The sequence below is a fragment of the Pseudorhodoplanes sp. genome (genome assembly GCF_059499825.1).
In genome coordinates this window covers 284,898-299,460 of sequence record NZ_JCABZI010000010.1, presented here as the reverse complement: position 1 = coordinate 299,460, position 14,563 = coordinate 284,898, and the positions used below count along the sequence as shown (strand labels likewise).

Annotated in this window: 13 protein-coding genes; 11 read left to right on the top strand and 2 right to left on the bottom strand. The window is 63.2% G+C overall.

Annotation, left to right across the window (positions count from 1 at the left end; translation table 11 throughout):
• The first annotated feature begins 166 nt into the window (after positions 1-166).
• The 4 genes from AC5I5I_RS15150 to AC5I5I_RS15135 all read left to right on the top strand — a co-directional run bounded on the left by AC5I5I_RS15150 (position 167) and on the right by AC5I5I_RS15135 (position 2,711).
• A complete protein-coding gene (locus tag AC5I5I_RS15150) occupies positions 167-319 on the top strand; it encodes a hypothetical protein (protein WP_495974442.1) in 153 nt (50 codons plus the stop codon).
• A gap of 658 nt (positions 320-977) precedes the next feature.
• Positions 978-1,235: a hypothetical protein gene (locus AC5I5I_RS15145; protein WP_495974440.1), complete on the top strand. Its 258-nt coding sequence runs from the start codon at positions 978-980 to the stop codon at positions 1,233-1,235.
• 85 nt (positions 1,236-1,320) lie between these two features.
• Complete coding sequence (locus tag AC5I5I_RS15140; protein ID WP_495974438.1) at positions 1,321-2,157, top strand: hypothetical protein; 837 nt, start codon at positions 1,321-1,323, stop codon at positions 2,155-2,157.
• Positions 2,158-2,219: 62 nt separating this feature from the next.
• Complete coding sequence (locus AC5I5I_RS15135; RefSeq protein ID WP_495974436.1) at positions 2,220-2,711, top strand: CYTH domain-containing protein; 492 nt, start codon at positions 2,220-2,222, stop codon at positions 2,709-2,711.
• A gap of 9 nt (positions 2,712-2,720) precedes the next feature.
• Here the strand turns inward: AC5I5I_RS15135 and AC5I5I_RS15130 are convergent, their stop codons facing one another.
• The gene (locus AC5I5I_RS15130; protein WP_495974434.1) at positions 2,721-5,048 is read right to left on the bottom strand and encodes a xanthine dehydrogenase family protein molybdopterin-binding subunit; all 2,328 of its coding nucleotides are present in this window, start codon (positions 5,046-5,048) and stop codon (positions 2,721-2,723) included.
• A 250-nt stretch (positions 5,049-5,298) separates the two neighbouring features.
• Here AC5I5I_RS15130 and AC5I5I_RS15125 point away from each other — a divergent pair, with 250 nt between their 5' ends.
• The 7 genes from AC5I5I_RS15125 to AC5I5I_RS15095 all read left to right on the top strand — a co-directional run bounded on the left by AC5I5I_RS15125 (position 5,299) and on the right by AC5I5I_RS15095 (position 13,857).
• Positions 5,299-6,396: a glycosyltransferase family 4 protein gene (locus tag AC5I5I_RS15125; RefSeq protein WP_495974787.1), complete on the top strand. Its 1,098-nt coding sequence runs from the start codon at positions 5,299-5,301 to the stop codon at positions 6,394-6,396.
• Between the two features lie 9 nt (positions 6,397-6,405).
• Positions 6,406-8,604, top strand: coding sequence for an amylo-alpha-1,6-glucosidase (locus AC5I5I_RS15120; RefSeq protein ID WP_495974432.1), 2,199 nt, complete (start codon positions 6,406-6,408; stop codon positions 8,602-8,604).
• A gap of 68 nt (positions 8,605-8,672) precedes the next feature.
• Positions 8,673-9,173, top strand: a complete 501-nt coding sequence (locus tag AC5I5I_RS15115; RefSeq protein ID WP_495974430.1) for a DUF3237 domain-containing protein — start codon at positions 8,673-8,675, stop codon at positions 9,171-9,173.
• Positions 9,174-9,194: 21 nt separating this feature from the next.
• Positions 9,195-9,842: a cupin domain-containing protein gene (locus AC5I5I_RS15110; RefSeq protein ID WP_495974428.1), complete on the top strand. Its 648-nt coding sequence runs from the start codon at positions 9,195-9,197 to the stop codon at positions 9,840-9,842.
• A 188-nt stretch (positions 9,843-10,030) separates the two neighbouring features.
• On the top strand, positions 10,031-10,939 hold the full coding sequence (cysD, locus tag AC5I5I_RS15105; protein ID WP_495974426.1) for a sulfate adenylyltransferase subunit CysD: 909 nt from the start codon (positions 10,031-10,033) through the stop codon (positions 10,937-10,939).
• The gene (cysC, locus tag AC5I5I_RS15100) at positions 10,939-12,801 is read left to right on the top strand and encodes an adenylyl-sulfate kinase (RefSeq protein ID WP_495974424.1); all 1,863 of its coding nucleotides are present in this window, start codon (positions 10,939-10,941) and stop codon (positions 12,799-12,801) included. The genes cysD and cysC overlap by 1 nt, the downstream gene beginning before the upstream one ends.
• Positions 12,802-12,858: 57 nt before the next feature.
• Positions 12,859-13,857 carry a DUF808 domain-containing protein gene (locus tag AC5I5I_RS15095; RefSeq protein ID WP_495974422.1) on the top strand — a complete coding sequence of 333 codons (999 nt, stop codon included), beginning with the start codon at positions 12,859-12,861 and terminating at the stop codon, positions 13,855-13,857.
• 74 nt (positions 13,858-13,931) lie between these two features.
• On the opposite strand, the gene AC5I5I_RS15090 is transcribed toward AC5I5I_RS15095, so the two are convergent.
• Positions 13,932-14,552 carry a thioredoxin family protein gene (locus AC5I5I_RS15090; RefSeq protein WP_495974420.1) on the bottom strand — a complete coding sequence of 207 codons (621 nt, stop codon included), beginning with the start codon at positions 14,550-14,552 and terminating at the stop codon, positions 13,932-13,934.
• Positions 14,553-14,563: the final 11 nt, after the last annotated feature.

Genomic DNA, 14,563 nt, shown 5'->3' with positions numbered 1-14,563 from the left:
GCAATATGTTCTTTTTGCGGGTACGGGTACTGGCCTGTTTTGACCGAGAGTGGCCGGTTTAGATTTCGGGAGTGGCCTTATTTCGTGTGCCTGAGACATTCGTCACAGACGGCGGTGATCCCGTGACATGCTATGGTGACGGCCCCAACCATGGAGGGATCGTGCGATGAAGCAGGCGACAAGACCAAATCAGTCGGAAGAGGACATCCTCAGCTTCGACGTCTCGGACGACACGCTGGAAAGCGCTGCCGGTGGCGAGGCATCGGTGAATTATACGCTCGGCGGCTGCACCGCCATCCAGACCTGCCCGGTGTTCTGATCCAGTTTCTCACTGTCCACTAAAGAGGCTGCCTCAGTCGGCGGCCTTTTTCTCAGCTCGATTTTGGGTTCTGGCCTGATTCAGGCGCCGCAACCCTCACGACTGCCGGTGAGAACGGCAAAGATTGGCGCGCCCGCGGGCTGATCGTCTCGGGCGGATCGCCCCGCGCATGACAGAGCGACCTGAACCGGAGTGGATCTTCGCCATTCGGCTCAGGCCGCCGGCTTCGTTGGCCCGACGAAGCTTGTGAATTCTAACGCTCGGCGGGCGGCCGGTATTGAGCCAGCGCAAGCCCGGTGAGGCGGCGCGACGAAAAAATCTTAAGATTTAAGGCGGGCGATCCAAGACCGGCGATGCAAAGCCGCGCGTCGCGGTCGTCCGCGGCGCCGTTCGCGAAACGTTCAGCGCGCATGTGGATAGGTGGATATGCGAATGCGCGCACCGGGCCGTTGCCGGGCGCGAGAACCGATGGCCAGCGCGTATGGGGTCCCGCGTTCGCGGGGCAACAGCCTGGTCTCGCGATTGCGTCCAGGCCGCGTGGCTCAGGGTGAAGCCGTGCGTCGCAGAACCGCGACCCGGCGCGGCAAGCGGGTCGGCTTGGTCTTGGAGGCGAACCTCAGGAATGGAACCAAAAAGGTGCCTGCGCGTTGTCCAGGCCATGGCAACAAAACCTCTCCTTCCCGAAGTTATCGCCGAACGCGCCAAGGCCGCGGACGATTATCGCAAGGCCCATCAGGCCGCGATCGACCGGATCGAAAAGCTGCGCGCAGCCCGCCTGCAGCGCGACGCCGAAACGGAAGCGGCGCAGGCCGATTCGGAGCCCGCCCCTAAAGCCGCCGGCAAGCGCGTCAGTGCATCGAGCGAAAAGCGCGAAAAGGTCCGGAGCGATCGTGCAAACGCGGTAACCGGCGCGTAACTTCCACGAGACGTTTCTCGACATATGTGGACGGACAGGCGCGATCGGGCTAAGGCGTCCGCGTATGGCGTGCTAGCCTGCGCGCATGCGCCATCTCCTCCGGCTCGTTCCCGCGCTGCTCGGCGCCGCGTTGCTGGCGGCGCTCATTGGTGGCGCGCACTCAATCGCGGGTCTGTGCCCGATCTTGCCGCGGCTGGTGCCGGCAACGTCGCGTTATCATGCGTTTACGCAATATCCGTTTATCCAAGATCCAGTCATCATTGCGGTGGCGGCCATCGCCCTGATCGCGCTAACGTTGGCGCTGCTGATGCAGTGGCAGCGGGGGCGACGCACGGTCAGCTACGACAGCGATGCGGAGCGGTGGGTCGTGCTCGGATGGGTGCTGGCAATCGGCGGCACAGCCTCGCTCATGGCGGGGCTGATCCTGATCGGCTCGAATGGCTGGCCGTTCAGCCACCAGTCGCGCCACATCAGCGTCAGGACCGGGCAATTGCCGCTGTCTATCTCCACCGTGCAGCGGCGCTATTTCGCAAATTATTCCGGCGGCGATGGATTGCGGTCGCATTGCGCGAGTTTCGGCGAAGTGACGATGTGCAACCGCTCGCGATACCGGAGCCTCGATCTCGATCTGTCGCTGCTGGTCACGCCGCGCGATCGGGCACGTGCGGTTCCGCAAACCGCAATGCCGACGCGCGACGATCTCATCGCCATCGCCCGGCGCGGCCTGGCCGCCGACGCGGTGTTTCGCGGTCCGATCATGCTCGCGCCGCGCCAGAGCCTGCGCCGCGAGCTTGTTTTCGTGGTCCGGCAAACGGCAGATGGCGGATTGTCCGACAGCGATCACGACTTTTCGCTTGCAGTCAAAGACCGGCTGAGCGGGCAGACGGTATCGTTCTCTCTGCCGGCGGAGTATCGCGGGTGAGCCGGTCGCGGTGCGAACCGGTATCGGGCAGGTACGGATTGTTGCGGAAGGTGTGGTAACCGATGGCTTTCGAAATCGAACGCAAGTTCCTGGTGCGCAGCGACGCATGGCGCGGCGAGGTCAGCAAACGCATCGCAATCCGGCAGGCCTATCTCGCAACCGAAGGCAATGCGTCGGTGCGCGTGCGTATCCGCGACAACCTCGAGGCGACGCTCAGCGTCAAGTCGCGCTCGACGACTCTGCGGCGGCTGGAGCTGGAATATCCGGTGCCGGTGATCGAGGCCGAGGCGATGATCGGATTGCGGCACGGCGCGGTGATCGAAAAGGTGCGCCACCTCGTGCCGCACGGCGACCTTACCTTTGAAGTCGACGTCTTTGCCGGCGAGAACGAGGGCCTCGTCATCGCGGAAATCGAATTGCGCGACGAGTTGCAGCAATTCGCGGTGCCGGACTGGGTCGGCGCCGAGATCACCGGCCAGCCGGACTATTACAACGGCGCGCTGGTGCTGCGGCCGTACCAGTCATGGCCGCAGGACGCACGCGCCGCCGGTTGACGCTCGGGCTTACGCCGCGCGCGCCTTGCTCATCGCATCCCAGACCCGCGCCGGCGTGGCGGGCATATCGAGCTCCTTCACGCCCAGCGGTTTCAGCGCATCGAGGATCGCGTTGATCACGGTCGGCGGCGCGCCGATCGTGCCGCTTTCGCCGATGCCCTTGACGCCGAGCGGATTGGTCTTCGACGGCACCTCTTCGAGATGGGTCTCGATCTCCGGGAACAGGTCGGCGCGCGGCATGCCGTAATCCATGAAGGTGGCGGACAGCATCTGGCCCGACTCCTTGTCGTAGACCGCATGCTCCATCAGCGCCTGGCCGATGCCTTGTGCGATGCCGCCATGGATCTGCCCGCGCACGATCATCGGATTGAGCACCACGCCAAGATCGTCGACCACATAATAGCGGTCGACACGCACCTCGCCGGTCTCCGGATCGACCTCGACCTCGGCGACATGCGATCCGTTCGGATGGTTCGGCGGATTGGTCGAATAGGTGCCCTGCGCTTCGAGGCCGACGCCCATCTTCTCGGTGAGAGGACCCATCGGGGCATAAAACGCCTTGGCCACTTCCGTCAGCGGAATGGTCTTGTCGGTGCCGACCACCCGGAACGACCCATCCTTGAATTCGAGGTCGCCTTCAGCGGCTTCCATCAGCGCGGCCGCCATCGGTTTGGCCTTGTCGATGATGGCATTCGACGCAACCTTGAGCGCGTTGCCACCGACCAGCGACGAGCGGGCGGCGTAAGTGCCACGGCCGAACGGCACCGATGCGGTGTCGCCCTGGATGTAACGGATGGTCTCGAACGGCACGCCGAGCCATTCGTGCACCAGTTGCGCGAACACCGTGGCGTGCCCCTGCCCGTGCGAATGCGTACCGGCGATGATCGACACCGAGCCCGACGGATCGAAGCGCAGGTCCATGCGATCGTTGAAGATGCCGCCCTGCTCGATATAGAAAGTCACGGCCCGGCCGCGCAGCTTGCCTTCGCTCTCCGACTTCTTCTTGCGCGCCTCGTAGCCCTTCCAGTCGCTGACATCGAGGCACTTGTCCATCACGCGATGGAATTCGCCGGAATCGTAGACCCAGAAGGTCGGTGTCGTGTAGGGCAGCTTGCTTTCCGGAATGAGATTGCGGCGGCGGATTTCATCCGACGCAATCCCCATCTCGCGTGCGGCCTGCTCGATCATGCGCTCGGTGAAATACGCCGCTTCCGGGCGTCCGGCGCCGCGATAGGGACCGACTGGCGACGTATTGGTCAGCAGGCCCTGCACCATCACATGCAGCGCCTGGATGTCGTAGGCCTCCGGCGAGAACCGCAGCGCAAAGGCCGCCGGCACGAGGCCCGGGCCGACGAAATAGGCACCGACCTGATACAGCGCCTTCATGCGCAGGCCGAGAATCTTGCCGCTCTCGTCCAGCGCCATTTCGCCGTACATCACCATCTCGCGCCCGTGCCGGTCGGTGAGCAGGCTCTCGGTGCGGGTGGCGAGCCATTTGACCGGACGGCCGAGTTTCTTCGACGCCCACAACGTCACGCAATCGTCCGGGAACGGGCTGCCCTTCAGACCGAAGCCGCCGCCGACATCGGGCGACACCACGCGGATCTGGCTCTCGGCGCAGTGGAAGATGTGCGACAATTCCATGCGCACGCCATGCGGGTTCTGCGAACAGGTATAGAGCGTGTACTGGTCGTCGGCCTCGTCGTAATCGCCGATGGCGACCCGCGGCTCCATCGCATTGGGTGCGAGACGATTGTGCTCGATGCGCGCCTTGACGACACGTTTGGCCTTGGCAAAAGCGGCATCGGTCGCGGCCTGGTCGCCGAACATCAGGCCGAACGCCCAGTTGCCCTTCTCGTTGGCTTCCCAGACCTTGGGCGCGCCCTCCCTGGCGGCGTCCTCGAGATCGGTGACCGCCGGCAATTCCTCATACTCGACCTCAACCAGATCGGCGGCATCGCGGGCCTGCATCTGGGTTTCGGCAATCACGAAAGCGACGCGGTCGCCGACATAGCGGACACGGTCGTCGCAGATCAGCGGCAGCCAGGTGCGGAAGCCGGCCGGCGCGCCAACCTCTTCCGGCATCGGATGCGCGGTCAATTCGCCGAGTTTGTCCGCCTTGGCATCGGCGCCGGTCAGGACCAGCAGCACGCCCGGTGAGGCCTTGGCTTTCGAGGTATCAATGCGCTTGACCCGGGCGTTGGCGTAGGGAGACGCCACGGCGACCGCATAAGCCTGGTTCGGCAGGTTGATATCGTCGACATACCGCCCTTTGCCGGTCAGAAAACGCTGGTCCTCGACCCGCTTGACCGCTTGCCCGATGCCGAATTTGGCCATTCCCATTCCCTCCGGAAGAAACTTGTTTCTGCCGCGACGATACCTTCAACCATGCCGGTGGGACAATTGCTGAATTGTGGGCCGTCCGTGGCCGTATGTCCCGCTTTGCCCAACCCGTAGGTCGGCCCTGGAGCCTTCGCGGCGGGCGTCCCGTCAAACGATATTGGGGACACGCGCAACTTATTGCGCTGCGAGACGTTGTGAAGCGAACCCAAAGGCCTTTCCGTTGGGAGAACCCAAAGGGCCTCCGATGCGCATCGCCCAAATCGCGCCTCTTATTGAAGGCGTTCCCCCGAAAACCTACGGCGGGACTGAACGCATCGTGCACTACCTTACCGAGGAACTGGTCCGGCTCGGACACGATGTGACGCTGTTTGCCAGCGGCGATTCAATCACGGCCGCCGAACTCGTGCCCTGCGTTCCCCGCGCTCTCCGGCTCGAAAAGAATATTCGCGATGTCATTCCTTACTACATGCTGATGCTGGATCGGGTGGCGCGCCGGGCCGACGAATTTGACATCCTGCATTTCCATATCGATCAGTTTCACTTCCCGCTGTTCCGGTCGATTGCGGGACGGACCCTGACGACGTTGCATGGGCGTCAGGACCTGCCCGACCTGATGCCGCTTTATCTCGGCTTCCCGGAGATGCCGCTGGTGTCGATCTCGAAGGCTCAGCGCCAACCGATCCCAATTGCCAATTTCGCAGCCAACGTGCCTCACGGGCTGCCGACGGACCTGCATCGAGCCATCGATAATCCGCGTGGGGGCTACCTCGCCTTTCTCGGGCGCATCGCTCCTGAAAAGCGGCCGGATCGTGCTATCGCGATTGCGCGGGCAACCGGCGCGAAGTTGAAGATCGCCGCCAAGATCGATCGGGTCGATGAAGCCTATTTTCGCGAGCAGATCGCACCCCTCATCAATGAGAGCGACGGAATCGAGTTCATCGGCGAGATCAACGAGCGCCAGAAGAGCGATTTTCTCGGTGAAGCCAGTGCGCTGCTATTCCCGATTGATTGGCCGGAGCCGTTCGGCCTCGTCATGATCGAGGCGATGGCCTGCGGTACGCCGGTCCTCGCTTTCGGCTGCGGGTCGGTGCCTGAGATCGTGGAGGACGGCATCACCGGCGCGGTTGTCGACAGCGTCGACCAGGCGGTGGCCGCATTGCCGGGTGTCATCGGACTCGACCGGCGGAAGATCAGGAGGCGGTTCGAGCAACGATTCTCCGCCACCCGAATGGCCATGGACTATGTCGCCGTTTACCGCGCCCTGCAAGCAGCCGGAAACAGTCCCGCTTCATTTGTGAAACCGGACATGGCGCCGCCTCAAGTCATCGCGTCCGGACTATAGGTTTTGGCTTTGCAACGGCCGAAACAGCAGGAGCCGACAGCGCAACTGATCGAGCAGATTGCCGAGGTGCCCTTCTACATTCCGGCGACGGGTCCATCCACGCGTCCTCGCCGGAATCTCAAACACGATGACTGCTTTGCAATTTTCGACAGCCACGGCGACATCGGCGCCACGCCCGGAGGCGCTGACGGCCTGTATTGCCGCGACACGCGTTTTCTCGGGCTTCTTGAACTGCAACTCAACGGCACTCAACTGCTGTCGCTCGGTTCCAATGTGCGCGACGACAATGCGCTGCTGACCGTCGATCTGACCAATCCCGACATTTACTTCGAGCAGAAGCTCGTGCTGCCGAAGGACACACTTCACATCATCCGGACGGTCTTTCTTTGGAATAACACCGCCTATCAGCGGCTGCGGGTCCAGAATCACGGAGACCGCGCGGTCAGCAGCGTTCTCGGCCTTTCCTTTTCGAGCGATTTTGCGGATCTGTTCGAGGTCCGCGGTATGCGGCGCGAGCGTCGAGGCCGGGCCACGACCGAAATTATTACGTCCGGTCAGGTCCAGATGAAATATTGCGGACTCGACGACACCCTGCGGTGTACCGCGCTGACTTTCGAACCGCCCCCTGACCAGCTGTCGACCGGCATGGCCACATATAATCTCGCGCTGGCACCCGGGAAATTCGAGATAATCGATCTCGCCGTGCAATGTCGCGAGGACGCGCGCGCATCCTTACCACCGCCGTTCCGGCGCAGCATGCGCTCGGCCCTTCAGGCACGAAAAGCCGCGAGCCGCGGCCAGACCGCGATCACAACATCGAACGCGATCTTCAACGAGATGCTGTGCCGCTGCACGTCCGATCTCGCAATGCTGCTGACCGTGACCGAGCATGGCCCCTATCCCTATGCCGGCATTCCCTGGTACTCGACCGCGTTCGGCCGCGACGGCATCATCACGGCAATCCAGATGCTGTGGTGCCGGCCCGAGATCGCGCGCGGCGTGTTGCGCCACCTTGCGGCGTTGCAGGCAGATACATTCGATCGGGCTGCCGACGCCGAACCCGGCAAGATTCTGCACGAAATGCGAAACGGGGAAATGGCGCATTTGGGCGAGGTACCGTTCCGCCGCTATTATGGCAGCGTTGATTCCACGCCGTTGTTCGTACTGCTGGCGGGTCTGTATCTCGATCGCACCGGCGATGTCGGCCTGCTAAACGAACTCTGGCCGAATATCGAGCGCGCCATCAGCTGGATCGATGGACCGGGCGATCCTGACGGCGATGGCTTCGTCGAATATCACCGTGCCAATGACGATGGGCTGATCAATCAGGGCTGGAAGGACTCCCACGATTCGATTTTCCATTCCGATGGCACCACCGCTGCCGGACCGATCGCGTTGTGCGAGGTGCAAGGCTATGTTTATGCAGCCAAGGCGAACGCAGCAAAGATCGCGCGTCGACTCGGGCATCGCGACACGGCCGACCGGCTGGCGCGCTCCGCTGAAGAGCTGCGATTGCGGTTCGAAGACGCGTTCTGGTGCGAGGATATCGGCAGTTACGCGCTTGCGCTGGACGGGCGCAAGCGGCCTTGCCGGGTGCGCAGTTCGAATGCCGGACAGGTGCTGTTCAGCGGCATCGCATCGGCGGAACGTGCCGCCCTGGTGGCGCAGCAACTCTTGCAGCCGACATTCTTCTCCGGCTGGGGAATCCGGACGCTCGCGCGCGAGGAGCCGCGCTACAATCCGATGTCCTATCACAATGGGTCAGTCTGGCCGCACGACAATTCGCTGATTGCCGCGGGCTTTGCGCATTACGGCCACAAGAACGCAGTCATGCGCGTATTCCGGGCAATGTTCGATGCGGCAGTCTATATGGATCTGCGGCGGCTTCCCGAACTCTATTGCGGATTTCAGCGCTCGCGCGGCCGCGGCCCGACCCTGTATCCGGTGGCCTGCGCGCCGCAGGCCTGGGCGGCCGGCGCGCCGTTTTTGATGATCCAGGCCGCCCTCGGAATCGAATTCGATCCCGAGCGAAACGAGATCAGCCTGCGCGACCCGGCACTTCCGCCGTTTCTCGATGAGATTGTTTTGCGCGACCTCCGTGTCGGCGCGCTGAGCGTCGACCTTGCCATCCATCGACAGGACACAGGCGTCGCCATCCGTCTTTTGCGCAACGAGGGCCACGTCAAGGTGGCGGTGCTCCTGAGCTGACAGAACGCCCTCGACCGCGCGCTGCCATGCGTCTAGGCTGCGAAAAAAGTGGTAATGGGGGAAATGCCATGGTCGATCGCGCATCTCTTGCGTCGATCCTGCCGCGCGAAATGACGGAGCTGCGGCTGCGGCCGTTATTCCTGTTCGAACTGGCGGTGAAGCCCGCCAGCGTCATCGGCAAAACCCCGGGGGTTGACCGCCGCGTCGGCGAAATCACCGGCGGCCGCTTCGAGGGCGAAAGACTGCGTGGCAAAATTCTGTCGGGCGGCAGCGACTGGCAGGCGGTGCGCGCCGACGGCGCCTGGATGCTTGACGTGCGCTGCGTGATGGAGACCGACGACGGCGCCCTGATCGGAATGACCTATCGCGGCATCCGCCACGGACCGAAGGATGTGCTCGACCGCATCGCCAAGGGCGAAGTCGTCAATCCTTCGCTCTACTACATGCGCGCCACGCCCTATTTCGAGACCGCATCGGAGAAATACAATTTTCTCAACCTGATCGCTTCGGTCGCCTATGGCCACCGGCTGGCGACCGGCCCGGTCTACAGCGTGTTCGAAATCCTCTAACCAGAAGCCAAGTCAGAGAACATGAACCCGATCCTGCGTTTGGTTGAGGACGTTTTCAGCGACGGCGCCGTGATGACGCTCGCGGCCGAGCCGCGCATGATTTTCGTCCTGCACGGTGCGATATCGGTCGCGGGGGTGTCGGCGATCGACGGCGAAACCTGGCACGGCGACGGCGCCGCCAGGATTGTCGCCGGCCCCGGCGGGGCGATGTGCTGGCGTTACGAACTGTCGCAATCGGCAGGCGACGATGTGGTGATCGCAAACGGCGTTGCGTCGCGTACCAGGCTTGCCGCTCCACTCGAATATCTGCCGGCCGGTGATCTGCTGCTTCGCGGCGACAGCGTCGCCTTTCCACCGGGGGGAGTGGCCTATCTGCACAGGCACCAGGGCCCAGGGATCCGATGCCTGATCGAAGGCGGCATCCGCATCGATACGCACGGCCGATCGACCAGTTACGGCCCGGGTGGTGCGTGGTTCGAATCCGGATCCGAACCGGTCTTTGCCCAAGCCGCACTCGACCGGCCGAGCCGCTTCATCCGGGTGATGATCCTGCCGCAAGCGCTGCTCGGGAAGAGCTCGATCCAGTATGTCAACGAAGAGGACAAGGCGAAGCCGAAATCGCAGTCCTACAAGGTCTATGCGGACATGCCGATCGTACGGCGACACTAAAGGCGCTGACAGCTGGCCTAGCCGAAAGGCTCGGTTCGGGTGTTGAATCAAACCTCGACAGGCCCCTGCCGCGCCGCTAAATAGCGCCGTCCGAAAGCACCCCTTGGCTGCTAACTATCGGGCCGAAAGGTAGAATTTCCCGACCGGCCCGAAGCCCCGCATGGAATTTTTTTCCCCAAACGGCCATCATGACCCGCAATCTCTCCCGCCATCTGTCCAGTCTTGAGACGGAAGCTATCGTCATCCTGCGCGAGACCGCGGCAGCGTTCGAACGCCCGGTGCTGATGTATTCGATCGGCAAGGATTCGAGCGTCCTCCTGCATCTGTGCCGCAAGGCCTTCCACCCGGCAAAGATCCCGTTCACCGCGCTGCATATCGATACCACCTGGAAATTCCGGGACATGATCACCCATCGCGAGCGCATGAAGTCGGAACTCGATCTGAACCTGATCGTCCACACCAACAAAAAAGCGCTCGAGAACGGCGTCCATCCGATCCGCTCGGGATCGTCCGTCTGGACCCGGGAGATGAAGACCGTCGCGCTCCGCGAAGCGCTCGACGCGTACAAGTTCGACGCCGCCATCGGCGGTGCGCGGCGTGACGAGGAGCCGAGCCGTTCCAAGGAGCGCATCTTCTCGGTGCGCGGACCGAACCATTCCTGGGATCCGCGGCGGCAGCGGCCAGAACTCTGGCATCTGTACAATCCGCAGATCGCCGACGACGAGACCATGCGGGTGTTCCCGCTCTCGAACTGGACCGAACTCGACGTGTGGGAATACATCCTCGCAGAAGACATCCCCGTGGTGCCGCTGTATTTCGCCGAGAAACGCCCGGTGGTCGAACGCGGCGGCAGCCTAATCATGGTGGACGACCACAGGTTTGAAATGCTGCCGGGAGAGCAGAGCCGGGAGGTCTTGATCCGCTTCCGCTCGCTCGGCTGCTATCCGCTATCCGCAGCGGTGTTGTCGGAGGCCGCAAGCGTCTCCGACATCGTCGAGGAATTGCGGACGACGCGACAGTCGGAGCGCGCCGGCCGCCTGATCGATGCCGACGAGGTGTCGTCGATGGAACGCAAGAAGCGCGAGGGTTACTTCTGATGCGCGCCCCTGTCAGCGAACGCGATCATCTGCGCTTCCTCGCCTGCGGCGCGGTGGACGATGGCAAGTCGACCCTGATCGGCCGCTTGATGGTGGAAACCGGCTCGGTGCCGGACGACCAGATGGCAAACCTCGTTCACCTGTCGAAGAAATTCGGAACCACCGGCGACGACCTCGACTACGCCTTGCTGCTCGACGGCCTGGAGGCCGAGCGCGAACAAGGCATCACCATCGACGTCGCCTATCGCTATTTCGGCACGCCGAAGCGCGCTTTCATCGTCGCCGACACACCGGGCCACGAGCAATATACCCGCAATATGGTGACCGGCGCCTCCAACGCCGAGTTCGCGCTGCTGCTGGTCGACGCCAAGGCCGGCCTGACCCGGCAGACGCTCCGCCATAGCCGCATTCTGTCGTTGCTCGGCATCCGGCGGGTTCTGCTGGTCGTCAACAAGATGGATCTGGTCGATTGCCGGGAGGCGCCGTTCAACGCCATCCGCGACGAGTATCAGGTGTTCGCGGGGCAGCTTGCCTTCGAGCATGTCGAGGCGATCCCGATCGTCGCGCGCGACGGCGAAAATATCGTGCGCCGCAGCGAGCGCATGCCCTGGTACAAGGGGCCGACCGTGCTGCAGCATCTCGAGACCGTGCCGATCTCGACGCACCAGCACGAGCAGCCGGCGCGCTTTCATGTGCAATCGGTGGTGCGGACGCAGTCCGGCGGGCGCGGCTATGCCGGCTACATGTCGTCAGGCGTGCTCAACCGTGGCGACAGCATCATCGTCGGACGCTCGCTGCGCCCGTCCACGATCAGGGAAATCTACATCTATCCCGACACCGTCGACAGCGTCGAAACCGGTCAGGCGGCGACCATCGAGCTTGCCGACCAGGTCGACGTGTCGCGTGGAGATATTTTGACTCCGGTGGATGCCGCGCCCCAGGTTGCCGACCAGTTCTCCGCGCATCTGGTGTGGTTGAACGAGAATCCGATGCTGCCCGGTCGCACCTATTCGCTCCGGATCGGCACCCACACGGTGGCCGCAACCATCACCGCGCTGAAGCACGGCACCGATATCGAAACCGGCGAACACGCGGCGGTGACGACACTCAACATCAACGACATCGGCTATTGCAACATCGCTACCACCGAGCCGATCGCATTCGACCCCTACATCACGAATCGCGAGACCGGCGCGTTCATTCTGATCGACCGGCAGACCGGCGCCACTGCGGGCGCGGGCATGGCCGATTTTGCGCTCTACCGCGCCAGCAACCTGGTCAAGCAGAGCTACGAAATCGACAAGGCGTTCCGCGCCAAGATGAAGGCCCAGCGCCCGGCGACCGTCTGGTTCACCGGATTGCCGAGTGCGGGGAAATCCACGATTCTCAATATCGTCGAACAGAAACTCAGCCTGCGGGGCATCCACACCTACGCGCTCGACGGTGACAATATGCGGCTCGGGCTGAACCGCGATCTCGGCTTCACCGAAGCCGACCGCGTGGAAAATGTGCGCCGCGCCGGCGAAGTCGCCCGTCTCATGGTGGATGCGGGTCTGGTGGTGCTGTGTGCCTTCGTCTCGCCGTTCCGCAATGAACGGCAATCCGTGCGCGAGCGTCACGAGCCGGGTGAATTCCTCGAGGTTTTCGTCGATACCCCGCTCGCCATCTGCGAGGAGCGCGATCCCAAGGGGCTCTACGCCAAGGCGCGGGCCGGCAAGGCGTTTCACGTCACCGGCATCGACTCCCCCTACGAGCCGCCGCTCGAGCCCGAAATCAGGCTGCATACCGAGCAAGGTTCGCCGGAGGAGATGGCCGAACAGGTCATCGCCCAGATGGCGCGGCGCGGTGTGATTGCGCGCTGAACGGAACCAACGGGCCGGCACCGCGTTGGACCGTCCTTCGCTAGGAACGATCCGGTCGTGAGCGTCGGTCTACTCGCCCTTCTCGATGATGTCGCCGCCATCGCCAAGGTGGCCGCGGCACAACTCGATGACATCGCCACCCAGGCGGCAAAGGCGGGCGCCAAGGCCGCCGGCGTAGTCATCGATGACGCTGCTGTGACCCCGCGCTACATGATGGGCTTTGCCGCGGTGCGCGAAATCCCGATCGTCCGCAAGATCGCGATCGGCTCGCTACGTAACAAGCTTCTGATCCTGCTGCCGGCGGCACTGGCGCTCAGCTATTTCCTGCCCGGAGCGATTACGCCGCTGTTGATGCTCGGCGGCGCGTATCTCTGTTACGAGGGCGCGGAGAAGGTTTTCGAGGCAGCCTTCCCGCACAAGGCCCATGCGCATGAGAAGGCGCTCGAACCGATCGCCATCGATCCCAAGACCCTTGAGGACCAGAAGGTCGCGAGCGCGATCAAGACCGATTTTATCCTGTCCGCCGAGATCATGGCGATCGCACTATCCGTCCTTCCGGAAAGCAGTTTCTGGATGCAGGCCGTGGTCCTCGCAGTCGTCGCAATTGGCATTACCGTTGCCGTTTACGGCGCGGTGGCGATCATCGTGAAGGCCGACGATGTCGGCCTTTCGCTGGCCAGCAATCGAAGCAATTCCGTGCTCGGCGGCCTGAGCCGCGTTGTCGGGCGCGGACTCGTCTACGGCATGCCGTACTTCCTGAAGATTCTGAGCGTCGTCGGCACTGCCGCGATGATCTGGGTCGGCGGCGGCATCATCGTGCATGGGCTGGAGACCTACGGATACACATCGGTCGGGCACGCCATTCATCACGCGGCGGAGGCGATCGCGCATGTCATGCCGTTCGCGCAGGGCGCCATCGAATGGATCGTCGGCGCTGCGGGCGCGGGCGTCGTCGGCCTGGCGATCGGCGCCGTGCTGATCCCCATCACGGGCTATGCGATCACACCGATATGGAAGACCGTGAAGGGTCTGGTCCGGCCGGTACGGACGGCCTGAAAAGGCGTGCGATGTAAAACGCAATGTGCCCGCGCAAGGCGGGCACATGCTGATCGGAACAGGTGCCGGCAAGCTTACGAGCTGTATTTCACCACACAGCCATAGGCCCGGGTATTGGTGGTCGACACCGGCTTGCCCGCCTTGAGTTCGGACAACGCGTTGTCGACATAATTGGTCGCGCCCTTGATGTCACCTGTGCGTGCCGTCGGCTTGTCATCAATTGCGCCGGCATAGGCCAATGTCCCGTCGGGCGTGACGATATACATATGCGGCGTAACAAGAGCTCCATAGGCTTTCGCGACCTGCTGCTTCGGATCGAGCAGCACCGCGGTCGGCGCGGCCTTGCGGTCCGTGGTCAGTGAATTCGCGCGGGCGGCATCGGCAAAGCCCTGCTCGCCCGGCGGCGAGGAGATCACCGACAGCCAGACGATCCCCTCGTCCGTCCATTTCTTCTGCAACGCCTGCATGTTGCCGGAGCCGTAATGCTTGCGCACATACGGGCAGCCGTCATTGGTCCATTCCAGAACCACCGTCTTGCCCTTGAAGTCGCCGAGATTGACGGTCTTGCCGTTGCTGTCCACCGCGGTGAAGGCCGGTGCCGGCGCGCCGACTTTCGGCTCGGCATGCAAGGCAGGCATTGCGATCAGCGAGATCGCAGCGGCGGCGATCGTCGTTGCGAAGACGCGTCGGTTCATATCTCTGTCTC